Source organism: Aquimarina sp. TRL1 (assembly GCF_013365535.1).
Lineage (GTDB): Bacteria > Bacteroidota > Bacteroidia > Flavobacteriales > Flavobacteriaceae > Aquimarina > Aquimarina hainanensis.
In genome coordinates this window covers 2811677-2835806 of sequence record NZ_CP053590.1, presented here as the reverse complement: position 1 = coordinate 2835806, position 24130 = coordinate 2811677, and the positions used below count along the sequence as shown (strand labels likewise).

General features: G+C 34.9%; 24 protein-coding genes. 3 read left to right on the top strand and 21 right to left on the bottom strand.

From position 1 onward, the window contains the following. Positions 1 to 143: 143 nt before the first annotated feature. Positions 144 to 953 (top strand): LexA family transcriptional regulator, encoded by an 810-nt coding sequence (locus HN014_RS11455; RefSeq protein WP_176029009.1) that lies wholly within the window; start codon positions 144 to 146, stop codon positions 951 to 953. Between the two features lie 14 nt (positions 954 to 967). Here the strand turns inward: HN014_RS11455 and HN014_RS11450 are convergent, their stop codons facing one another. The 3 genes from HN014_RS11450 to HN014_RS11440 form a co-directional block, all read right to left on the bottom strand. Continuing rightward, positions 968 to 1480: a flavodoxin family protein gene (locus tag HN014_RS11450; protein ID WP_176029008.1), complete on the bottom strand. Its 513-nt coding sequence runs from the start codon at positions 1478 to 1480 to the stop codon at positions 968 to 970. A 69-nt stretch (positions 1481 to 1549) separates the two neighbouring features. Further along, entirely contained in the window at positions 1550 to 1879 is a 330-nt protein-coding gene (locus HN014_RS11445; protein ID WP_176029007.1) for a helix-turn-helix domain-containing protein, read from the bottom strand. Positions 1880 to 2094: 215 nt separating this feature from the next. Further along, positions 2095 to 2988 carry a helix-turn-helix domain-containing protein gene (locus tag HN014_RS11440; RefSeq protein WP_176029006.1) on the bottom strand — a complete coding sequence of 298 codons (894 nt, stop codon included), beginning with the start codon at positions 2986 to 2988 and terminating at the stop codon, positions 2095 to 2097. Between the two features lie 103 nt (positions 2989 to 3091). Here HN014_RS11440 and HN014_RS11435 point away from each other — a divergent pair, with 103 nt between their 5' ends. Further along, the gene (locus HN014_RS11435; RefSeq protein WP_176029005.1) at positions 3092 to 3448 is read left to right on the top strand and encodes a DUF983 domain-containing protein; all 357 of its coding nucleotides are present in this window, start codon (positions 3092 to 3094) and stop codon (positions 3446 to 3448) included. 37 nt (positions 3449 to 3485) lie between these two features. Here HN014_RS11435 and HN014_RS11430 read toward each other — a convergent pair whose 3' ends face one another. The 12 genes from HN014_RS11430 to HN014_RS11375 form a co-directional block, all read right to left on the bottom strand. After that, complete coding sequence (locus HN014_RS11430; protein WP_176029004.1) at positions 3486 to 3878, bottom strand: LacI family DNA-binding transcriptional regulator; 393 nt, start codon at positions 3876 to 3878, stop codon at positions 3486 to 3488. A gap of 28 nt (positions 3879 to 3906) precedes the next feature. Beyond that, the gene (gene fsa, locus HN014_RS11425) at positions 3907 to 4566 is read right to left on the bottom strand and encodes a fructose-6-phosphate aldolase (protein WP_176029003.1); all 660 of its coding nucleotides are present in this window, start codon (positions 4564 to 4566) and stop codon (positions 3907 to 3909) included. A 4-nt stretch (positions 4567 to 4570) separates the two neighbouring features. Further along, entirely contained in the window at positions 4571 to 5815 is a 1245-nt protein-coding gene (locus HN014_RS11420; RefSeq protein ID WP_176031093.1) for a nucleoside permease, read from the bottom strand. A 144-nt stretch (positions 5816 to 5959) separates the two neighbouring features. Then, a complete protein-coding gene (locus HN014_RS11415) occupies positions 5960 to 6898 on the bottom strand; it encodes a nucleoside hydrolase (RefSeq protein WP_176029002.1) in 939 nt (312 codons plus the stop codon). A gap of 6 nt (positions 6899 to 6904) precedes the next feature. Further along, complete coding sequence (locus HN014_RS11410) at positions 6905 to 8464, bottom strand: adenosine kinase (RefSeq protein ID WP_176029001.1); 1560 nt, start codon at positions 8462 to 8464, stop codon at positions 6905 to 6907. A 74-nt stretch (positions 8465 to 8538) separates the two neighbouring features. Beyond that, the gene (rbsK, locus tag HN014_RS11405) at positions 8539 to 9444 is read right to left on the bottom strand and encodes a ribokinase (protein ID WP_176029000.1); all 906 of its coding nucleotides are present in this window, start codon (positions 9442 to 9444) and stop codon (positions 8539 to 8541) included. Between the two features lie 203 nt (positions 9445 to 9647). Further along, positions 9648 to 12806 (bottom strand): TonB-dependent receptor, encoded by a 3159-nt coding sequence (locus HN014_RS11400; RefSeq protein WP_176028999.1) that lies wholly within the window; start codon positions 12804 to 12806, stop codon positions 9648 to 9650. Between the two features lie 394 nt (positions 12807 to 13200). Continuing rightward, positions 13201 to 14232 carry a LacI family DNA-binding transcriptional regulator gene (locus HN014_RS11395; RefSeq protein WP_176028998.1) on the bottom strand — a complete coding sequence of 344 codons (1032 nt, stop codon included), beginning with the start codon at positions 14230 to 14232 and terminating at the stop codon, positions 13201 to 13203. A 74-nt stretch (positions 14233 to 14306) separates the two neighbouring features. Continuing rightward, positions 14307 to 14726 (bottom strand): DUF2452 domain-containing protein, encoded by a 420-nt coding sequence (locus HN014_RS11390; RefSeq protein ID WP_176031092.1) that lies wholly within the window; start codon positions 14724 to 14726, stop codon positions 14307 to 14309. Positions 14727 to 14836: 110 nt separating this feature from the next. Next, a complete protein-coding gene (locus tag HN014_RS11385) occupies positions 14837 to 15580 on the bottom strand; it encodes a VOC family protein (protein ID WP_176028997.1) in 744 nt (247 codons plus the stop codon). Positions 15581 to 15629: 49 nt separating this feature from the next. Then, entirely contained in the window at positions 15630 to 16364 is a 735-nt protein-coding gene (locus HN014_RS11380; protein ID WP_176028996.1) for a GNAT family N-acetyltransferase, read from the bottom strand. A 7-nt stretch (positions 16365 to 16371) separates the two neighbouring features. Continuing rightward, positions 16372 to 16821, bottom strand: a complete 450-nt coding sequence (locus tag HN014_RS11375; protein WP_176028995.1) for a DMT family transporter — start codon at positions 16819 to 16821, stop codon at positions 16372 to 16374. Positions 16822 to 17129: 308 nt separating this feature from the next. Here HN014_RS11375 and HN014_RS11370 point away from each other — a divergent pair, with 308 nt between their 5' ends. Next, complete coding sequence (locus HN014_RS11370) at positions 17130 to 17972, top strand: alpha/beta fold hydrolase (RefSeq protein ID WP_176028994.1); 843 nt, start codon at positions 17130 to 17132, stop codon at positions 17970 to 17972. A gap of 65 nt (positions 17973 to 18037) precedes the next feature. Here HN014_RS11370 and HN014_RS11365 read toward each other — a convergent pair whose 3' ends face one another. From HN014_RS11365 to HN014_RS11340, 6 genes are all read right to left on the bottom strand, one after another. After that, a complete protein-coding gene (locus HN014_RS11365; RefSeq protein WP_176028993.1) occupies positions 18038 to 19021 on the bottom strand; it encodes a 3-oxoacyl-ACP synthase III family protein in 984 nt (327 codons plus the stop codon). A 16-nt stretch (positions 19022 to 19037) separates the two neighbouring features. Continuing rightward, positions 19038 to 20015 (bottom strand): 3-oxoacyl-ACP synthase III family protein, encoded by a 978-nt coding sequence (locus HN014_RS11360; protein WP_176028992.1) that lies wholly within the window; start codon positions 20013 to 20015, stop codon positions 19038 to 19040. Positions 20016 to 20026: 11 nt separating this feature from the next. Next, complete coding sequence (locus tag HN014_RS11355) at positions 20027 to 21016, bottom strand: 3-oxoacyl-ACP synthase III family protein (RefSeq protein ID WP_176028991.1); 990 nt, start codon at positions 21014 to 21016, stop codon at positions 20027 to 20029. A gap of 20 nt (positions 21017 to 21036) precedes the next feature. After that, a complete protein-coding gene (locus HN014_RS11350; RefSeq protein ID WP_176028990.1) occupies positions 21037 to 22041 on the bottom strand; it encodes a hypothetical protein in 1005 nt (334 codons plus the stop codon). Positions 22042 to 22147: 106 nt separating this feature from the next. Continuing rightward, positions 22148 to 23317, bottom strand: a complete 1170-nt coding sequence (locus HN014_RS11345) for a hypothetical protein (RefSeq protein WP_176028989.1) — start codon at positions 23315 to 23317, stop codon at positions 22148 to 22150. Positions 23318 to 23327: 10 nt separating this feature from the next. Next, entirely contained in the window at positions 23328 to 24053 is a 726-nt protein-coding gene (locus HN014_RS11340) for an ABC transporter ATP-binding protein (protein ID WP_176028988.1), read from the bottom strand. Positions 24054 to 24130: the final 77 nt, after the last annotated feature.

The window sequence follows — 24130 nt, the reverse complement described above, 5'->3', positions numbered from 1 at the left end:
ACAAAAATACAACATATTACAGATAAAAACAAACATATTACGGAATAAATTCTGCAAAATGTTAAGATTTAACATTCTCTTCATCTTCGTATAATCCCGTTATATTTAATTGTCTTTACTCCTGTAATACTAAACGAAAAGGGATGGTAGAAATAGATAAGAAAATAAAGGAAATCATTGCATTCTTAGAGCTTAATAATCATTCTTTTGCAAAGAAAATAGGCGTTACCAGCACTACCATTGACAGTATCACTTCTGGGAGATTACAGACTGACGGGTCTAGAAAAAGAACAAAACCTGGGTACGATTTATTAGCGCGTATTATTTCCGAATTCAATATCAATCCTGAGTATTTATTCGGCAAAAGCACTGAATTAATCAAACATAGCACAGAATCACCTAAAACATATGATGGAATCCCGCAAGTTGTAGCAGTAAACCAAGCTGGGGAAGAAAATGTCGTCTATGTACCAATAAAAGCAAGGGCTGGTTACCTGAATGGTTATGGGGATACTGAATATATCGAAACACTTCCTTCTTTTCGAATGCCTCATCTGACAAACGGAACATATCGCTGTTTCGAGGTACAGGGAAATTCAATGGTAAGAACATTCTTTGATGGGGATTTAGTTTTTGGAAAATACATAGAAAACTTAAGTGATATAAAAGATGGTCGTGTTTATGTTATTGTCAGTCACAATGATGGGATTATTCTCAAACGGGTTATTAACAGGATAGAAGAACGAGGTAAGCTAATTCTAAAATCTGATAATAAAGATGGGAATTATCCTACTTACACAATAAATGCAGATGAGATTATGGAGGTCTGGTATGTAACAATGTTCGCTTCCAAACAAATGCCTGAACCTGTAGATGTATATGATCGATTGCATGATCTGGAAAGCAAAATCGTATTCCTTGAAGACAAACTAAAGAATAATCCTACTTACTAAGGGAAGGGATTGATTTACTCCATGGTAACTTCTGACAACCAGGTTAGCCTTTCTTTTGCTTTTATAGTAAGCTCTTTTTCTTCTACCCAGGTATGAGCACTTCCTAAATATTCCATCCCCAAATAGTTGGCCGATTCTCTAAAAGGCATTTCAAAACCTTCTATAGGCTGTCCATCTGAACTACTGCTAATCACTCCTATTTTTTTACCTCTGAATTGTCTTCCTGTTTCTTTTTCTATCATCAGACAATCTGAAATTCTATCAAAGAAGTTTTTCAGTATCCCACTCATCGAATACCAATATACCGGAGTTGCAAATACAATAACCTCATACTGTTGAGCAATGTCCTTGATTAAAGGGAGGAAATCGTCGTATTTATTTTTGAATTCATAATCAAAAGGGGCAATATCTTTACATTTTAGATCTATAAAATCAAATCCTGTTTTATCTTTAAAATACACAACCGCCTTATTCGTATTTCCCTTACTATTAGCACTTCCTTGAATAATAATTCCTTTTTTTAGCATTCTTTTACTTTTTACTATTTCAAAAATATTTCTTTCAGCAATCTCATCCAATAGGGGGTGAATTTTACACTATAAAAAATTTTTAGCATAGTCATTCATCACCTCAAATACCTCTTTTAACGCTTTTCCTTTTTCTGTTAGCGAATAGACTGTTTTTTTAGGGTATACTTCATATACTTCTTTTCGCAATAAATCATCTGTTACCATTTCTCCTAATTGTGTCGTCAGAGAGCGTTTCGATGCTTCTGGCAACCCTTTTTGTACATCTTTTAAGCGAATTGTACTACTCCTCATCAATTCACTTAAAATAGCTGGTTTCCACTTTCCGGAAATTAGTTGTAAAGTTTTTTCAATTCCACAATCTTCTTTTACTTCTGTTTTTCGTTCATATCTCCCCATACCATGTCCTTATTAGCATTAAATTTTCTTTACTTTTTATAAACTGTTTCCTCTCCCTTATAGTATTTAAGTAATACATATGACTGTCAAAAAAGATTGTATTCATCGCTGATATTTCTTAAACAAGATTTTGTTTTCTTGTCTATACTACCTTCCTTATAAAGACATATAACAAGTCCATCTTATACTCCTATAACAAGTTATTGTATTTCTTATTAAAATACAGTACCTGGATCAACATATTTTTTTCTAAAATCAGAGGGAGCTTCTCCTGTGTTATTTTTGAAAAACTTAGAAAAATGGGCATATTCATAATATCCTAATTCCCACGCTATCTCATTGAGATTCCCTCCTGAATACAATAACAATCGCTTTGCTTCAAGAATCACTCTCTCCACAATCAATTCTGTCGTTGTCTTGCCTACTGCCTCCTTGCAAATTCGATTTAGGTGTTTTGTCGATATGTTCATCATCTCTGCATATGCTTTGGATGATTTTTTTTCTTTATAATGCACGTCAATTAACTGTTCTAATTCCAAAATTTTTGAAATTACATTTTTAGATTGTAATGCTTTATGAAGGTTATCATTCACAACCAATCTCGATAATTCGATATAAATCAAATCAATGAGACTTACTATTTTTTGTTTTTTCAAAACCTGTTTCCCTAAACTCTCCTCATAAATATTTTTAAATAAGAATGCCATCTCTTTTGTCTTTGATGTCTCAAGATAGATACATGGTGTATTTTGTTTCGATAAGAAAAAAGGAAATGTATTCAGACTTTTATACCCTCCCATCGACTCGTAAAAATCTCTGGAATGAAAAAAAATATATCCTTTTGCGGCTGTTTCAAACTTCCATAAATGTGTTTGCCCTGGACGCATTACAAATACACTTCCTGGTTGTATATGATAAGATTCAAAATCAATTTCATGAATTCCAGTTCCTTCTGTAAACATTACTACTAAATAAAAGTTATGTTTATGAGCTTTCAATATCTTTTTATGGTTCTTTTTGAAGTGGTTTGTAAAATTATTCGCATAAAAACTACTCAGGTCGCCTTCTTGCTGAAACTGTTCAATATCCAATATGGGTAAACTTTGCATATCAACTTTTAAAATGTCCGAATTATACAAATTTATGAGATAATTATAAAACAACGCTCCTTCTCTCTATAGCTATATTTGTGTTATCTTATATACAATACTTATGGCACGTATCAATAATATTCTTAAGGGGAAATGTCCAAAATGTGAAACAGGAGCTGTTTTTAATAAACAGGAAAATCAATTTTTAGCAATCCCAAAAATGAATGAGAAGTGTCCTAATTGTAACCATAAATTTGAAGTAGAACCCGGATTCTTTTTTGGAGCGATGTACGTCAGTTATGGAATGACTGTTGCAGAGTGTATCGCTATTTATATTATTAGCAGTTTTTTTATTTCTAGTCTTTTGAAAATTTTTATTCTCATTGTTATTTCCATACTCTTGCTCAGCTTTGTAAACTACAAATACTCCAGATTGTTATGGATGTACTTATTTACCAAAAAAGTAGCTACCTCTTAGGCTTCTTTTTTTTGATCGCATTGTTATATAATACCCTTTATTTTTTATCTGACAACAATACTATTATTCCAGCAATATCAGATTTCATCATTTTTTGTGTAATCTGATGCCCTTCAAAAAACACCAATGGTTGTGTATAATCCAAACAGGTTTTACCTTTTAACTGAGGAATGTTTTTAATTTCCCTGGCTAATGATCTTAAAGGAAGATCCCCTATTTTGGGAATAGAGATCCCGATAACATTAGGAGTATCATCTTTCAGGCATTTTGCCAAAAAATTAGGCACATAATTATACACTGATGCCAGTTCTCTTATTTTTCTTTTTGTTTTAAAACTTATGTCCGGATCATCATGAAGTGCCTTAGAGATGGTAGAAATAGAAAAACCTGACAATCTTGATATATCTTTTAATGTGATTCGTTTACTCATTTCTTCTTCTTTTAATTGTTCTTATGCTTTACTTAGAGATAGCCTGATGATAATCTGCTAAAAACCCTGCCAGTCCTTTATTTGTTAAGGGATGTTCCAACAATTTTAAAATTGCCGATAAGGGAGCGGTCATAACATCTGCTCCAATTGATGCACATTGAATAATATGCATTGGAGAACGTATTGAAGCTGCTAGTATCTGTGTCGAGATCTGGTAGTTACCATACACCTTCTTTATCGCTGCAATTAACGCCATCCCATCTGTTGAGATATCGTCTAATCTCCCAACAAAAGGAGACACATATGTAGCTCCCGCTTTGGCTGCCAATAGTGCCTGCCCAACAGAAAAAACTAAAGTACAGTTGGTTCTAATTCCTTTATCTGAAAAATACTTTATGGCTTGAATTCCTTCTTTGGTCATAGGAACCTTCACTACAATCTGTGGATCTAACGCTGCTAAGCGTTCTCCTTCTTCTAACATTTCAGAAAAAGACGTTCCTATGACTTCTGCACTGACATCTCCCTGAACACAATCACAAATCCTTTGGTAATGTGATAAGATCGCTTCTTCTCCTGTTATTTTTTCTCTTGCCATTAACGAAGGATTTGTTGTTACTCCGTCTAAAATCCCTAATGCCTCTGCTGTTCGTATATCTTCCAGATTTGCGGTATCTATAAAAAATTTCATCTTTTTATTTTTTAATTACTAAATTCTCTTCTCCTGTATGCTTATATCTAAAAACCAAAGCAAACAGAACTCCAATAATTAGAGCATATACAGCACATATAAACCAAATACTTGCCCAATCTTTTATCCCATTATTTGCCGTGTAATAATCTACCACAAACCCACTTATGTACGCTCCCAATACAGCTCCAAAACCGTTGACCATCATCATGAATAACCCTTGGGCACTTGAACGTACTTTTGCATCTGACATCTTATCTACGTACAGAGATCCTGAAATCACATAAAAATCGAATGCCATTCCATATATAATCATGGAAGTGATCAAAAATAATAGCCCCATTCCTTCTGGGCTTCCTACTCCAAAAAAGCCAAATCTAAATACCCATGCGAACATGCTTATCAGCACTACTATTTTAATTCCAAACCGTTTTAAGAAAAAAGGAATCGCCAGAATAAAAAGAACTTCAGACACTTGTGATAAAGACATTAAAAAAACAGCGTGTTTGACCACAAAAGAATCTTTATAGGAAATCGAAAAATCATTTAAGAAAGGAACTCCCCAAATATTGGTTATTTGCAATGCTGCCCCCAGTAAAACTGAAAACACTAAGAAAATCGCCAGATTCTTATTCTTAAACAATACAAAAGCATCCAACCCGAAACGTTGAAACAGTGTTCTACTCGTATTTTTTACTATTGGGATTAACGGAAGAGAAAAAGAATACCCCCCTAATAAAACAGAAGCCGCAGCAGCAAGATAAAATTGTTCGTGACTTACTTTCAAGCCTAGTACATCCACCAGCCAGGCTGCAATGATAAATCCAACAGTTCCCCACACCCGGATTGGGGGAAAAGTGACCACCGAATCTAGTCCTTCTTTTTCTAGGTTATAATACGAAATCGAATTACTCAAGGCCAGAGTCGGCATATACACCAAAGCAACTAAAAAAGTAACCATATAAAATGAATTAAAACTCGTCATGGAGGTTAAGACTACAAACAAACCTGCTAACAATAGATGGCTAATCCCAAATAGTTTCTCTGCGGGAATCCATCGATCTGCAATGATCCCAATAACAGGGGGCATAAAAATTGATGCTATTCCCAGAGTAGCATATACAGACCCTATCTGAACTCCTGTAAACCCTAAAGTAGTACTCATATATGCTCCTGCTGAGAGTAACCATGCCCCCCATGAAAAGAATTCTAAAAAATTGAGAATTGTTAATCTCGTTTTAATATGTATTTGATTGAAAAAAGACATTTCGATTTTTCGTATTTATATATTTATGTATCTAAAAACTTTAAAAAAAGGAATAAAAAGCCCTGTCCCAGGAAAAAGCAGTCTTTTTCCGGGAGGTTAAACAACCTAAAAATTTCTGATATTTAGCTATTTATATTTCCCTAGTGCCTGGTATAATATTTCCAGAAAACGTCCCCTATCTGCTTCTAAAACAACTTGTGCGTTTGGAGGCATTCCGGTTGCTCCTGTATAATCCATAGCTGATTGTCCTCTGGAGTAATCGTCATTTGTCAGTATTCTTACATATGCATCTTTAACCACAGTAGCAACATCACTATCCAAAGCTACTGCCATTGCAATCGGATCTGGTAAGTCAAATCCTTTAATACGTGAATTATTCCTTGCATATTCATCACATTTCTTCTGGATGTCTACTGTAAAATTAGCCAGGGACGTCCCTATATCTTTTATTTTCTCTGCATCTGTTTTGTCAAAAACTGCATATGTCCTGGAAATATCCCAGCCTACCATTTTTATAGGCATTCCCGATTCGAAAACAATCTTAGCCGCTTCCGGATCTGCCCAAAAATTATATTCTGCTATTGGAGTAACATTTCCTCTTCCTTCTCCTATACCTCCCATAATTACACACTCTTTTACTTTTGAAGCTATAGAAGGATCAATCAATAAAGCCGTTGCTATATTGGTTAAAGGAGCTAAACAAATCAGGGAAATTTCTCCAGGGTGTTCATTTATTTTTTGAACTAATATGGAAACTGCATGCTCTTTTTCAGGAATATACCCCGATAACAATAAACCAATATCTCCCATACCATCTTTTCCATGAACATGTTCAGCCGTTTCTAGAGAACGAAGCATTGGTTTTCCTATACCTGCATATACAGGAATTTCTTTTTTGCACAATTCAATAGTAAACATTGCGTTTTGAACTCCTTGTTCCAAACTTACATTTCCTGCTACTAAGGTGAAGGCTTCTACTTCCACATCTGGATAATTCATAGCCATTATCAATGCCACTGCATCATCAGAAGCTGTATCTGTATCTATAATGAATTTTCTTTTCATCTTAGTTTATTTTTTATTACTATTTGTAATTTCTAATAGTTTTGTCTGGTCTTTTATAAATGTGTCCCAATCACTTTGTAATTGCTGAAGTGCTTTCTTCTTTTTTTCTAAGGGCATTCCTGAATATTCTATAGAATTAAAAACCATTTTTTTAATTGCTCTAAGATCCAGCTCCCATGCAATACATGCCATTGTAAAATCATAACTAAGCCCCTGATATCCAAAAACCCCGGGGTCATCGCTATTAATGCTGCATTGTAGCCCATTAGCCATTAATACTCTTGCCGGATGATTTCTCAAGTCATTTACATATCCGAGTATCTGATTACTCAGAGGACTTACTTCTATCAACATGTTTTTTTCTTTAATCTGTTCCATTACTTCTGGATATAACAACAAATTCAAACCATGCCCTATTCGTTTATTATTCAACAAAGAGACATCTATCAGGTTTTGGTTTTTACTTGACTTACTTTCTCCTGCATGAAGAAATAAAGGCAACTGAACTCCCAGTGTTTGTTGAAGTGAGTCTATCAGCTTCCAATTTTTTTCATAGTACGCAACAGTATGACCTCTATCCTCTTCTGCTACCAGGTCAAATCCACTGATCAAGTCCGGGTATTTTTGTTTTAAATCAAACGCTTGTTTTATCTGTGTATCAATTGCTTTAACATCTAAAAATTTAAAGCTGGTATAGATTATATTAGCACTAAAATTCGGATTTTCTTCCTGTACTTCTTCGATGACCTTTTTTATATCAGTAATCATCGTTTCTATAGGATAGCTTCCTGTTCTTTCATCATATAAGTGATCTAATATCATACGGATTTCCACGTGTGTTACCTGATCTTCTAGTAATTCTAAAAAAGCCTGTTTATAGTAAGCTTTGAACAAAGGTCTGTAATTGAGTAGCTGAGCAACTCTTCTAAATCGTTCTTCAAAAGCTGTCCAGTAATCTAAGCTATCTGACAAGCTTTGTCGTTTTAATGTAAGTAACCCATATAACTCTTTTTCAAAATCAGGTTTCTGTTTTAGTATATCTTTCAGCAAGACGAATCCTTCTGGTGATTTTTCTTTGAAATAAATACCTAAAGTCCCATACAGATGCTTATCATCTTCTTTTTTTACAAACACGTAACAGTTTGGAATTTCTTTAGCAAATGATATCAGCCATTTTATACTAGTCATTCCAATACTGTGTGTATGTAACAATCCTCCTTTGGGCATTTTTTTTAATACTTTATACAGCTCAGAAGAATCAATTACTGGCTGTACCTGATGAAAAGGCTGATTATAAAACGGAATTTTATTATGTGAAACCGCTGTATTAAAATATGTTTGATAGCTCGAAATAAAACTGTTTAATTTCTGCTCTTCTTCTGTTAAAACAATAGCTGCATCAAAAGATTTTTTTTCATTGCGTTCTATCATTTTTGCTCTTGCTTCCTGATATGAATAGTTTTCTTCTTTTGGTTGGTTCTTAGTTTTCTGTTGACAAGAGACCAAAAGCATCAGTAATACAAGACTTCCTATTATATTATATATGGGGTATTGTAATCTTATCATTACTTTTTTCTTTCTTTTATCTGTTGTTCTTTCTTCATATTCCTTTCATTATCGTTTTGCTTTTAGGGGTCATATCATACGGAAATTTCGTTTCTATATGGGGCTGAAGATTGCGCTCCCATTCTACTCACTCCTATTGAAGACGCTGAATTAGCAAACTCAACTGCTTGTCTCCATGATTTCCCTTCAGCCAGGGCAACCACTAAAGCTCCATTAAAAATATCACCTGCACCTGTTGTATCCATAACTTCTACTTCTTGTATGGGGACTAAAAATTCCTGATCCTTATTTTTGAAAAAGGCTCCGTTTTCTCCCAAAGTAATGATCACATTTTGTACTCCTTTCTCTAAAAAAACAGCTGCTGCTTTTGAAGCAGACACTTCATTTTCTACAGTAACCCCTGTTAGTGCTGCAGCTTCTGTTTGATTTGGAGTAATCAAAAAAAGTTTGGAATACAGTTCATCTCCCAAAGCGACCGTTGGCGCAGGGTTAAGAATCATTTTCTTTCCCATCTGATCTGCCTTTTTGATCACATGTTTTACGGTATCATAAGGAATCTCCAGTTGCATCAAAATAAAAGACGCTTCTGTTACAGCTTCTATACAGTCATCAATATCATTCGGAGACAACTTATCATTTGCTCCAGGATTTACAACAATGCAGTTTTGCCCTTCGTCATTTACTAAAATAGCTGCCGTTCCTGAAGGTGTTTTCATATCCCTAAGTACATACTCTGTACGCATATTATCTATAGAAAACTTTCTTTTTGCATTCTCTCCAAATGCATCATTTCCTACCTTGGTAATAAAACACACATCTCCTCCTAACCTCGCGGCTGCAACAGCCTGATTTGCTCCTTTTCCTCCAGAAAACATTTCTAATTTTCTCGCGGTAACGGTTTCTCCTGGTTCTGGAAAACACGTGGTTCGAAATACCATATCATGATTATAACTTCCTATTACAGTTATAATTTTTTTCATCTTATTTCTTTTTCTATTTAGTATAAAGTACGTATTCTGGTCTTCTTATCATAACTAAAAACACGATCTTTTCGAGTGCTGTTTTTAGCAGTAAGGAAACTCTTGCGACCGATACAAGAGTTTCCCTGATTAATCTCACAAATTGATTTTAAAGTCAACTATGAACAAAACAAGTTTTATAATTACAATTCCTGCCTTTTTTATTAAAAAATATAACGAAGTCCAAATTGCATTTGCCACCTGGACAACAAACTAGCATCTGATCCGAAAGTTTTCTTTAAGTCCGAATTAAATGTATAGGTTGGTGTATTCGTAGTCGTATCTAAAGAAACAGATAGTGGGTTTAATGTTGTTGGTTGAGAAATCACTCCCCAATCAGAATTTAACAAATTTCCAAAATTCAGGATATCAACACTAAATTGTATGGTCTGTTTCTGTTCATTAATTTCGAAATTATAATCCTGCAACACTTTTACATCCCACTTACTTCTCCAAGGAGCTAATGCTCCATATCGCTCTGCAAACTTCCCTCTGTTTTCACTTAGGTAATCATCTTGCCTGATAAACGCTTCGAAAGCCTCTGCTTGCCCTGCTCCCGAAAACTGCATTTGCTGTACTTCTGCTTCGGTTGGGATATACAACAGATCATTATTCTGTCCAGAGCTATCGTTATTTATATTTCCTGCATATGTATAATTAAATCGTCCTCCTTGTGCATACTCAAAAAACGTAGAAATAGTTGTTGACCACTGATCGCTTTTTCCATATTTAAATTGTTTTGACCCAACTCCGATAAAACGATGTGTATCTCCATACTTAGAGTGTGCTAATACATCGCCATTTGCGTTTCCGGATACGGGATTAAAATCAAAAGCATCTCCTGTAATTTCTGCTTCTATAGAGTTGATATCTTTTGCATTCAGATAGCTATATGCTAAACTGGCATACAATCCATTATTAAATGTTTTTTGTGCTTTTAAAGAGGTGTTCCAAATTCTTCCTTTATTAGAATTGATAAAAACATATCCGTTATTTCCTTTATCCGCATCGGTATATACCGGACGATTATCTCCCGGAGCATTTAAGGTTCCCGAAGGATTTCTCAGCCCCCAATTTTGTACATGAGGAGCATTGATATCTTTGGTATACGATATATCTGCCGTTAGTGTTATTCCATTCTCAAATCGGTGATCTGCACCTATATTGGTTCTCCATACCTGTGGAAATTTAAAATCAGGGCTTACGGTCTGATAGAAAAAGGAGTCAACTCCCTGTACCTGATTTCCTATCCAAACAAAAGGGAATCGCCCTGTAAAAACTCCTGATCCTCCTCTTAGCTGGGTTGTAGATTCTCCATTGATATTCCAGTTAAAACCAAGACGTGGAGAGATTAAGAAATCGTCATTAGGCAGTACTTCTGAATCAATAGTTGTTTCTTCTCCTGTATTAGGATTGAAATATACAATTGAGGGATCATAAGTTCCTTTTCTATCGATATTTTCTCTGATTTTATCAGCAGTATCAAAAAACAACGGCTTATCAAAACGGATTCCATAGGTAAGTTTAAAATCATCTGAGATATTCCATTCATCTTGCAGGTAGAATGCTAATTGCCCTACATTGGTTTCTGCCAGGGACCATCCTCCTGGAGCTCCTATTGCCAATTGATTGTTATTCTCAAAGGCATTTTGAGCAAACTGCAAATTCCCTGCTAGTCCTCCTGCCGGATTACTGGCATCATCTAAAAATTCCTGTACACTTCCATAAGGTCTGAATAATCCATAATAATTCCCTCCTGCTGCAAAATTATCATATGCGGTAAGATTAAATGAATTATCAAACTCAAATTTCTCAAACGAAACTCCAACGGTATAAGTGTGATTCCCTCTAAAATAGTTCAGGTTATTGGTTACCTGAAATACTTTCTGGTCTAATTTATTATGAATCGAAAAGGGTTCATGTCCTGCAACGATGTAATTACTTCCCTGCCCATCTTGAATGATAATACTTGGAGCTGGTGCTGATAATGGATTTCTAAAATCATCAAAATAAGAATATCCTACTTGCAATTTATTAGTAATCACATCGGAAAATGTAGAGTTTACTTCTAACTGAAATGACTGTAATCTATTATTGATTTCATACCCGGAATTTTCAAATTGAAGTGTCTGAAAATTAGGTCCTCTTGCAGCAATAGCAGTAGGGTGTGCAGGCAATTCTTTTGAGGCCCTTAAAAAATTATATATGAATGCCATTCGATGTTTGGAATTGATATTCCAATCGAGCTTTACAATTCCTTTTATGGATTCCGAACCATATGTAAATCCTTCATATGCACCTGTATTATATCCCAGGTTACTCAACGCCTGTCTTACAGCAATCAAATCACTTTCTAACACTCTTGTTTCATTAATTGCTCCTGACCCCGTATCAGGGATAAATCCATTCGTACCCAGGTCTTCTCGCTGATCATTCTCTAGGTTAGCAAAAAAGAATAATTTATCTTTCACAATAGGACCTCCCAAACTAAAACCGTATTGATACTGACTTAAATCGGGGCGAATCACTTTATCGCCTTTTACTTTTTCTCCCGTTAGGTTTTCATCTCTAAAAAAACCATATGCTGTTCCGTGAAATTCATTTGTTCCACTTTTTGTCACTGCATTAACAGACGCTCCTGTAAAACCAGATTGTGTTACATCATACGGAGCAGTAGAAACCTGAATTTGATCAATGGCATCCAATGAAATAGGTTGTGCTCCACTTTGCCCTCCGGGAGTTGGCGAATCTAACCCAAAAGGGTTATTAAACACTGCTCCATCTAGGGAGAAGTTATTGAACTGATCATTTCTCCCCCCAAAAGAATTACCACTGGCAGTAGGTTCTAATCGTGTAAAATCTTGTGCAGATCTGGAAATTGTAGGTAATTTTGTCAATTGTCTACTCGTCACACTGGTTACTGCTCCTGTTTTATCCCCATTAAACGTTCCTGACCCATCAGAAACCACAATTACTTCTCCTAATGCTTCTGCATCCGGGGTAAGTACCGTATCAAATGTCATGGTTTTTCCTAGTGAAAGGAATACATCATTCTGTGTTTGTGTTTTAAACCCTAAATATGAAATCGTAATTGTATAAGGTCCACCAACTCTAAGATTTAATAAATTAAAACGACCATCCCCATTGGTAATACTTCCATATTTTGTTCCTGTTGGTGTATGTACTACAATTACATCTGCCCCCAATAAGGCGAGTCCCTGATCATCCGACACCTTCCCCCTGATATTCGATGTCGTTACTTGTGCTGTCATTGTCCCCCCTAGGAACAGTAAAAAAATGACAATAAGAAAATTGTTTCTCATAATTACAGAAAATTAAATTAGCATACTACAATTCATTGTTCTGGTTTTAAGAAAATAAAGATGAACTGTCTTAAAAGGTCTACTCCTCTCTTCGTTTTAAACTTTAGCGAGATTAAAATACGCTTCACAATCCTTTGATTATGTTAACTGTATATTTGCGCAAACGTTTGTGCAATGTAAGTGTTTTTTTTTATTCATCAAAATCCACAGGTACACAAAACACTATAAATCAATGCTTTCTACCCTAGATTTCTACACAAAAACAGGCACTCAAACATATTGATTATCAAAAAATTAGCCCTTGTTAAGAATCTCTTAAAAAAATATTTAAAAAATTAAAATTTTAATAACAAAACACTTTGTAAACTAAAAATATCGTGAAAAAAGGCTTCGATCACTTAATTCTTCGTACAGAATCTCTTTCAATTAGGTGGGTAGGAGCTAAAATACGTTGTACTTCTTCTGTTTCTTCTTCATTAATTTGATTAAACAGCATAGCAACTGCCTTGCTTCCTATTTCATTATCGACATGAGATACTGTAGAAATAGGTGTATAAAGAAGTTCCGAATAATTATTTTCGTCAAATGAAATTAACGAAATATCTTCAGGGATTCGTATGCTTTCTTCTTTAAAAGCTTTTAATACTCCCAATGTGATCTGATTTCCTGTAGAAAAAATTGCTGTCACCTTATTTTTGTGTAGCTCTTTAATAATTTTTTTCGCTTCATTATATCCATTATCATAGCCAAAATCGTTTCCTACGATAAGTGATTCTTCTACCTTCAAACCATTCTTTTTTAAGGCTTTTTTATATCCATCTACCCGCTGTCTATTCTGAGAGGTTCCAACAAGTCCCTGAATGCAGGCAATATTGACATGCCCATAAGAAATCAAGAGTTCATTCGCATCAAAAGCCCCTTGCTCATCATTGGTGGAGACATATGGTAATTCGGCTTTCTCAAAGAAACGATCTACCAATACCAGAGGCATTCCATTTTTATACGACTTTAATAAATGTGAATATTCAATTCCTATAGGTGCCGTTATTATCCCATCTACTTTCCAGTTTTCTAATAGTTTTAATGATTCTTTCTCTACTGTAATATCTCCATTGCTGTTGCACAAAAAAATATTATATCCTCTTTTTCTGGATTCTTCTTCTATCCGCATTGCTATCTTAGCAAACCAGGGGTTAGAAATATCTGGAATTATTAATCCGACGGTAAATGTCTTTTTCAGACGAAGGCTTTTTGCAATATTATTAGGGGTGTAATTGAGCTTATCAGCCGTTTCGTGAATTGCTGCTATTGTTTTAGCACTAATTCTATATTTTTTCCCGACTCCATTCATCACTCTGGAAACTGTAGACACAGAAACTCCGAGTGTATCAGCAATGGATTGTATGGTGGCTTTATTTTTAGGCATCGCACCCGTATATTAGTTAGATCTGGTAAGATTTAATTTTTCGCTTTTCAGTTTTTAAAGGTACTTGTTTATTTTTAATTATCATTTTTCTGGATTTTTTCCCACATTTTATCCGCATTCAGCCGGAAACTTCCCAAATGTTCAAAATTACATTCCTCTGGAGCTATAATTGACAAATAAGGTTGTTCCGTTTTATCTTTATACAAATGATATATTTTCCCAACTACCGGTTCAAAATTAAACTTCGCGTTATAGATAAGATCATTATATGCATATTTTTCCATTAATGCATCGTATTCTTTTTTCAATTCTTCGAACTTTGCTTTTACCTGATTATTTACTTTATTGATATTTGCATTTTTCCAGGCAGCCGTATCGGTGATTGTAATAACAGGAGCTCCCATATCAGTTGCATATGGTTTTAAAGAAGCGTCATACTTTTCTGTTTCTTCATCAAATACTATCGAATCCGGTTTTTTCTGTTTCTTCTCCATAGCTTTTTTAATAAACATTGTATTTTACAAAGATCTATATATTCGATCAATGAATAAAGAAGTCTTTTACTTTATATTCATTCCCTACATCTATTAAAGCATATAATCTTCTATTTCCTCTTCTTTTCCCCTATACCGAAAACCTTATATTTTTCTAAAGCAGGAAGCGAATTCTCTCCTTTTAAAACCAATCGTACAATCTTATTTTTGTTTCCTATTACATATGTAATTCTGGTATTAGAAGTAACTAATGAATGCATCTCAGCCCCCTCAATAAAGTCAGATAACCGAATATTAAAAAAAGTACTGAGTCTTTCTAAATAACTTTTCAGGTTTTCGTTCACCGATATTACTAGTTCCTCAATTCCTTCTACTCCGTTATCATGAGTATGTGCAGTTTTATCAGGGTATTTATACGGGCTATAATCAGACATCACAAAGGGGAAGCTTCTTTCTTTGGGGGCAAATAATCGCCAATAAATCGTGTCTCCATTTTTATTTTTCTTATTCATTTTCAGAAGTTTTGATGACCTATTTTGTACATCCGTATGTTGTTTTTCTATTGCCGAACTATAGACGGAATAATCCAAGAACCTCTCTTTCCAGACAGCATAAGTTCCTATTCTTCTAAATGCGGTTCCTAATAAGGAGAAAAAACCAATTCTGGCAAGAAGCGTATATATTCCCGGAAAGCGACTTGGAGCTACTAATTCTATAAAGCTATGATCCTTAAAATAAATCATTGCATTATATCCTTTTTCTCCAGGATATACTGTAAAACCTTCTTTTCTAAAGTCGCCAATCCCCGTTTCCAGATTATCAACTCTGATCAGGACATGATCTAATCTTTCCATGATTTTAATTCGTTTTAAAGCTCATGAAAGATATCTTTCATTTTATTCTTTATCTCTTAAGAGACTCATAATTTTTGATCAAAAATTGTTCTTTAAATCCCAGTCTGAGATATAGTGATCTCCCCATTGAAGAAGCCTGTAAAACAGCATGTTTGCAGCCTTGATCTTGTGCTATATTTAATGATTTTTTCATGATTTGATCTGCATACCCTTTTTTTCTTTCCTCAGGTAAAATTCCCAGCGAATGTATTCCCATCACATCTTCTGTATTATGCAATAATACGGTTCCTACTACGCGCTTATTTTCTTTTACCACATAGTATGCTATCTTATCACTTGTTTTATATACAATTTCGGTCATGATCTGATAGCCAAAAGAACTCTCAAATGCAATAGCCCACTGACTTGCTTCTTCCTCAGTCTGGACTTTGTGGAGCGTAACTCCAATAGTATCTGTAAATTGATTACCTAGTGTATAATACATTGCTATTTGTTCGAATGCAATTGTATATCCTTTTTTGTCAAAAAAATCAGAGGGAATTATATCATACAAATCCCAAAAAGGAAGTATCATTGGCGCTCCGACTTTCTTCAATTGATTTTCTACATTCTCAATACCTGTCTTCGTTATTCTTTCCTTAAACCATAATCTATTTGGCCAATTACTATTTTCTATGAATACACAGGCATATTCTTCTGAATCTTTATATGCTTCAAATTGATTCCCTACAAGTTCCCAGATGGATACTAAGTTATCTATGTTTTTTCTCTCCATTGTATTCATAACATTCTCATTTAATATTAATTAGTACTATTCCGACAATCATCGTTACTACTCCAATTATTTTTTTCAGTGTCAGCGGTTCTTCTGGTAACTGAAGCCATCCGAAATGCCCAGCTATCACTGCCAGAATTAGCTGACCGCAAAGTCCAAAAGAAATCATGGTACCAACTCCTAATCTGGGAATTGTATAGTAGTATAACAAAATTCCAACCACACTAAAAACCCCTCCTGAAAACCACATATAAAATGGAATATTCCTAACGGTCCCAACTGTAGGCAAAGTTCCTTTCTTGAAGAACACACAAATCAATGCAAATAACACACTTACCCCATACGCTATCACAGTTGCCAGTAAAGGAGATTTTAACAACACTCCCAAACGAGCGTTTAATGCCCCTTGTATTGCCAAAAAAACACCTCCTAAAAATGCTAACAAAATTAAATTAAAGTAGTTCAATGATATTGCCTTTTTTGTTTGAGACAAATGTACCTCAACCTTATTCGCTATACATTTACATATGTTGATTTCCTTTCTTTTTTTGAAAAAACAATGCGCACAAAAAAACCTTGCATTCATATATAAGAAGCGTAATACTTATATACGGCAAGGTCTTAATTTCCCCTATTCATTCATTTTTTATAAAAAATGAAATATCACATATCTAAAAGATGCTTGTTTTGTAAAAAGGTTGCTTTTCTTTTCCTTTTTCTGATTCTTTTTCTCACTAAAAAGACGTAGTTTTAAACCTTAAAACTCTTATAACCATGCCTCATACAATACATCCCCCAACCACACTTGACCCTACGACTACGGTAGTGGAGAAACACATTGCTGATCTCGGAAAAATATATTTGGAGTATACTATCTCTGGAAAGAAAAATGGACAAGCCATTTTATTTGTTCACGGGTTAGGTGCTAATCAAAGTCAATTTGAGTATCAACACCCTTTTTTTAACGAGACATATTGTGTAATTGCTGTCAGCCTAAGAGGTCACGGGAATTCCTCTCCTCCAAAAAAAATGAGAATTTCTGATTTTAGATTAAAAAGGCTTTGCAAAGACTTAATTACATTGCTTCAAGAATTACATATAGAGAAAATACATTACGTAGGAAACTCTATGGGAGGAAATATCGGTTATGAAATGCTAAAATCATATCCGGAAAAATTACTTTCACTAACAACTTTCGGTACAACTGCATACCTAAAAAAATCCCCTTTTGTCGTCGGACTTATTAAATTAGTCTATCAGGTAGTTGGAACAAAGACGCTCAGTCATTTATCTAACGCTGCAGGAATAACTCCATATTCCAAACAAAAAATAAAGGATATGATCGCTGCTACTCAAACATTAACCGTGATGAATCTAATTCCACATTTACGAAAAATAAATTATCTCAAAACCATAAAAAAATCCAGAACAAGAGCTATGATCATCAGGGGGAATATGGATGATGAAATAAATAATGTTCTGGAGAGTACAATTACCTGTTTTCTTTTACGAGGTAACTTTGAATTAAAAGAATTAAAAAACGCAGGTCATTTTGCTAATCTGGATGATCCTGAAAATTTTAATCATACACTTTTATCTTTTCTAAAAACTGTATAGCCAAATAAATATATGACTAATAACCGTTATTAATATTTCAATACATGTAATCATAGGTATCGTATTTAATGTAGTTCCAGTAGCATTCCTCCCCAGGAGTATCCTGCACCAAAAGCTACCAATATTATTGTATCTCCTTTTTTTATGATTCCTTTTTCGATCCCTTCTGCAAAAGCAATTCCTACAGAAGATCCTCCTGTATTCGCATAGCGATCTATATTGATAATTGTTTTTTCTAAAGGCACAGCTAACTGACGTAATCCTTCTTTTATAATATTCAGATTTGCCTGATGCGGAATCACGAAATTAACATCTTCTATATCCAGGTTTCCTTCTTCTAATAGTTCATGAACTGTTGCTGGAAATACTGTTGTTGCATATTCCCAAATATTTCTTCCATTCATTGTAAAATACTGTCGCCCGGATGTTATATTATCGGTAGTGATCGGTTCTGCAATACCTCCTGCTGGAATAAATGCATCATAATACCCTTTAGGGCTTGTATGTAATTTTATATTTTTAATTCCTGGTCTTTCACTTTGCTGAAGTACAAAAGCAGAGGCTCCATCCCCCAGGAATACACAGGTTTTTCGATCTTCCCAATTCACTACTTTAGAGTTCATATCTGCGGAAAGTGCCAAGACTGTTTTATAAGTTCCACTTGCTATATATTGATATGCAACAGACATTGCATAAATAATTCCAGGACATCCGCCAACTCTTATATCAAAAGCGCAAGCATTTATAGCTCCTATTTTCTCCTGAACTTTTACAGCACAAGCTGGGCTTAGGTGATCTGACATATTGGTAGCTAAAACAATCAAATCAATATCCTCCGGGTTTATCGAATACGTACTCAATGCGTTTCTGGCAGCATAGGCAGCCATATCCGATGTCAACATATCTGCAGGAGCAATTCTCCTTTCTTTTATTCCTGTTTTCTGGACGATCCATTCATCTGTGGTGTCCAATGTCTTCTCGAGATCCTTATTTGTTACAATATTTTCCGGAACATAGGAACCAGATCCGATGATACTAACATTATTCATTGCTTTTTTATTTTATTTACACTTGTAATATGGTTGATGCCCAAGTCATTCCTGCTCCCTGAGACAATATCAAAACTTTTTGATTTTTTTGAAGAGAACCATCTTCTAACAGTCGCTGATAATTAACCATCGCATCTGCTGAACTTATATCTCCTGTAGTAGCTATATATTTATAGTTGGTTTTATCATGTTCTATTCCAAAAGCCTGTATTAACTTATTGGTAAAATCGAGTCTCCCATTAGGTAATATGACGAAATCAATATCCTCCATAGTACAGGAAGCATCTTTCAATGCTTTATTTGCCGTATCTAAATAATTCTGAAGATTGGTTGTTTTTAACTCTTCTAATCCTTCTGGATTATCTCCTGTTATATTATAATATTTATCTCCTGGATTATCTCCTTTCAGCCCGTCAATTCGTCCTGTTTTCATTTTAGAAATATTTCCATAATCCCCTCTTCCTGTCACTCCAAATCCCTTGACTATATTATTAGACTCTCCTCTTGACATCAATACTGCAGAAGCCCCATCACTAAAAACATATCCTCCTACAACTCTATTTTCTATAACATGTTCCCATTTTTCTCCGGAACATACCAAAATGTTTCTAATATTCTCTTCTGCCAGCAGTGTATTTCTTGCCATTCTCATTCCTGCTATAAAGCTGCAGCACCCTTGATAAACATCTATAAATCCAGCATGTTTTGCGTTTAAGTCTTCTTGTATTTTACCTGCGGTCTGCCATACTAAATAGTCTGGTAATCCTGCCTGACAACTCAAAATCAAATCGATTTCCAACGGATCAATATTTGCTTTTTCAATGGCTCTTTTTGATGCTTCTACAGCCATTTCTGTAGCGGTGTATTGCTCTTCTAGCATAGAGTGTTGAACCCCGATTCTTTTTTTTTGATCTTCATTCAACGTCGGCAATAGTTCTTCTATGGGAATTACAGCATCTGGCATGTATAACCCTAATCCTTTTATACCAATCATTCTATATTTCTTTAGTACTGAATAATGGAAGCAAACCAAGCTACTCCCCCTAATCCCATATTGAGGATGAGATCCCCTTTTTTTATTTTGCCGTCTTTTCTGGCTTTATCTAATAAGATGTAATTATCTCCTCCACTAAAATGTCCCAGGTCTACCGAATATTCTTTTGATGTCGGCAAATCTGGTCGCTCTAATACTTCCAGTATTTTATCCGGAAAATTATACTGCTGTGTCAAGGTAACCATGTAACTAATATCATCTATAGAAACTCCAATCCTGTCCATGGCTATGGTAGCTACTTCTAAAAACTTTTGAAATACTATGGGTTTTACTTTATCGTAATACAGGTCTTTATCCGCATCAAAATTCTCAATTAAATTATCTTTCCAAACGGATGTTTCTGTAAAAGGTTTCTGTGTACCTCCTATGGGAATTTTACCGAATTTGTGGTATTTAATCAGGTTAGAAGTTGCAAAACTCAAATACCTAAAGTCCGGATGGTCTTTTGTCAAAATAACTGACTGCCCCCCAGAGCTCAAAAATGTAGGCCATCCATACCCAAATAGCTTTTCTCCACAGGTAATCAATACTGTTTTGATACCAGTGTTTGCTTCAATTTGATTGGCTGCTATTTCTGTCGCCTGATAGTATGCGGCACAGCCTCCTGTCACATCCATGGTGGCAGCTCGCTTTGCTCCTATTTCATACTTGACTTTATTCGACATTTTCCACCGGTAATAATCCTTAAAAACACCTACAGCAATAATCAGATCGATCTCCTCTTCAGAAATTCCTGCATCCTCTATCGCCTTTTTAGCAGCTTTTACTGCCATATCTGACGGATGCTCATTTTCCGGGGCTTTATGTATGGTTCGAATCCCTATATTCTCAAACACTTTTCCCGGTAATGCTACCTTCGCGGCTTCTTCTTTAGTACTTACTTTTTCATCAGGAATGTAAATTCCTATTCCTGCGATACCTGCTTTTACTTCTGTCTCCAAACTAAATATTGTTTTTTGGGTTATAATGAAATAGGTTTATGGATCAGCATCCCTTCTAAATTCCCTTCCAGTCCAAGGTTTATAACCAGCATTTTACTCCCTTCTCTTATTTTAGAAGTATTCAAAAACTGATGTAAAATTTCAAAAACGCCTAAACTTCCCAGATATCCTTTTTCGGATAGAGGATCGATCAATTTCTTTGCTGGAAGCATCTTTAACAGTTCTACTGTATAATCCTGGTGAAATCCTGAAATCCCTATATAGTCAAGTGTATGAATATCAAACTTATTCTCCTCACATAATTCATTAATCATCAGACTTGCTTCCTGAATAATGGTATCTAGAATTCCATTTTGATGTTCTTTCGTGATGGTTTCGACCTTAAATGCATTTTGCTGGATTACTTCTTGTGTAATTGGATGCCTAGTTCCACCGTATGGAATTGCATAAGGAGTATTATAGGCTTCTAGAGTTCTCACTTTAATTCCCTGAATCATATCGGGGACCGTGTCTTTTTCTAATACAATAACTCCCGTCCCATCTCCTACATATGTTGGATATAAGAGTCTGTTCTCTGAGTGTGCTCCCCAGATTAGTGATGTCACAATAATTGCTTTATTTATACTAGGATTAGCAATTATCTGATTACTGATTAATTGGATGGTTTGAATTGTTCCTCCTGCTCCTCCGTATAACTGATATGTATGTATTTCGCCATCAACAATTCCTTTGATATCTTCTACGAATGTCTTTGCAGTATCCATATAGATATAGTCATCTACTCCTTCTGAAATCCAGGCAACACAATCAATGCTATCTGCATCTATATTTTCTCTTTCTACTAGTTTTTCAAAAGCCTTTACAGATAATGCAGTAGACGATATTCCTTCATCACAAGTATGTACAGAACGAATTCCATTTGCTAATATCTTTGAGTCTTTATATTCTGATGCACTTGTTAATTCTGCAAAGGTTTTTGTAGCTTCTGGAAAAAAGGTAGCTACTTTTATTGAAATATTTTTCATCGTTAGTTTTTTGGATTTAAAAAAGACGATCCCTCTTTATTTCCCTTTCTCAGGCTCGTCATTTTCATGTGCTAAAAAATTTAGTCTAATCGGTAATTTAATTATGCTAAAAGCTCCATCTCATTCTCAAAAACAGAAGATTTGATTCGCTTTTCTGATGATTTAATGTCATCTCAAATCGTTGCCCCAGTAATGACAACTCAAAATTATCTTTTATCGAATATTGAAGAGAGGGCGTAATGTAATATCCATTTTCTAATGAAGGCATGTAGATACAGGCCAGACTTCCAGACAGTAATGGATTAATTGCATAAGACACCTGACCAAACCAGGAAAACTTACTAAATGTAATAGTCTTCACTGATAACGGAACGGCATATAAGCCGGCAATTCCTTCTATGCCTATTTTATCAAAATAGCTATTATAATTTCCTTCTGCTGTAACGGTAACTGAATTCTTAAATGTATAATTAATCCCTGCAGAGGCTATAACATCTGCTGAGGTATTTTCTGTTTTTTCCTGAGGATAAAAGTATGTCAGTTCTCCATTAAACCCCATCTTCTTTATGTTTCCGGACCAACCTGCTCCCAGCACATAATCTGTCGTATCTATAACTCCTCCTATAAGCTGAATATCGTATCCCCATTTATTAAAACGATACAACCCTGCCATTGTAATATTTTCATCTTTATCAATTTTTATCACTGCTTCTGTCACTGAAGTATAATCAGGATAGTACTGTACCCTGACAGCATCGCTTCCCGGTCTTTCTTCATAATCAAAATCAAAAAAAGAATACGAATTAAAAATATCATTCGGATTCCAAACCATACTCTGCCCCCAATTAATTCTTTGCCTTCCCGCACTTATTGTTATATTTTTATACGAATACTCCAAAAATGCTCTATCAAAAGTGGTATTTATCACATATGATTCTCCTTCACTAAGGTTGTTTGTCAAAAAATGAAAATACCCGGTATCTGCCTCTAGTGAAGCGGCGTAATCGGGATTCAACCTAACCATATCTCCATAAATAATCCGATTACGCATCCCTGCTTTTACAGTAAGATTATCTGCTATATCCCATAGATAATTCAACCGATTGTGTACTAAATTATCTACGACCCAGGTAGAATCTATTTTTGTAAACATACTGGTATTCATATATTTTAGATACCCGTTTACATCCATCGTAGAAAATATGGTTTTCTTTTCCTGTGCTGAGGTAAGAGTAATACTTCCTATAAAAAGGAATACTAGCCAACTGCTTTTCATCAAAGATGTTTTATGCAAAGGATTCTAATTGCCTGTTTATTTTCTTAGCTTGTGTTTTTCGTTCATCTGATACGATTTTTCCATCTTCAACAGTAATGACTCTTCTCGCTTTATTAATTACTCGTTGATCATGTGTAGAGAATATAAATGTAATGCCTTCTTCTCTATTTAATTGTTCCATGATATTCAACAAATTTTCTGTGGATTTGGAATCGAGATTTGCGGTTGGTTCATCTGCCAAAACGAACTTTGGTTTTGATGCCAATGCCCGAGCTACAGCTACTCGTTGTTGTTGCCCCCCTGATAGATTAGATGGTCTGCTATTTATTCTTTCTTTCAGACCTACTGCAGTCAATAATTCTATAGATCTTTCTTTCCTTTCCTGCTTACTCTTTCCCTGTAGCTCCATTATAAACTCTACATTTTCTTTTGCTGTAAGTACAGGGATCAAGTTATATGACTGAAATACAAACCCGATATTATGTAGTCTAAAATCTATCAGTTTAGATGGACTTAACAAAACTATATTTTGTTTATTGACATATATTTCGCCGTCTGTTGGGGTATCTAACCCTCCAATCATGTTTAACAAAGATGTTTTTCCGGAACCGGACGGTCCTACAATAGCGGCAAACTCCCCTTCCTCAAACGATAAATTTACTCCATCAATTGCGTGAACATCTACTTCTGCATTTTTATATACTTTGACCAGATTTTTTATTTCTAATACTTTCATCTGTTTATATTTATTGTTTTTTATTGGTCAGATGGAATGCCATATCATCATACCCGCGGATATCCACATAATTGTTA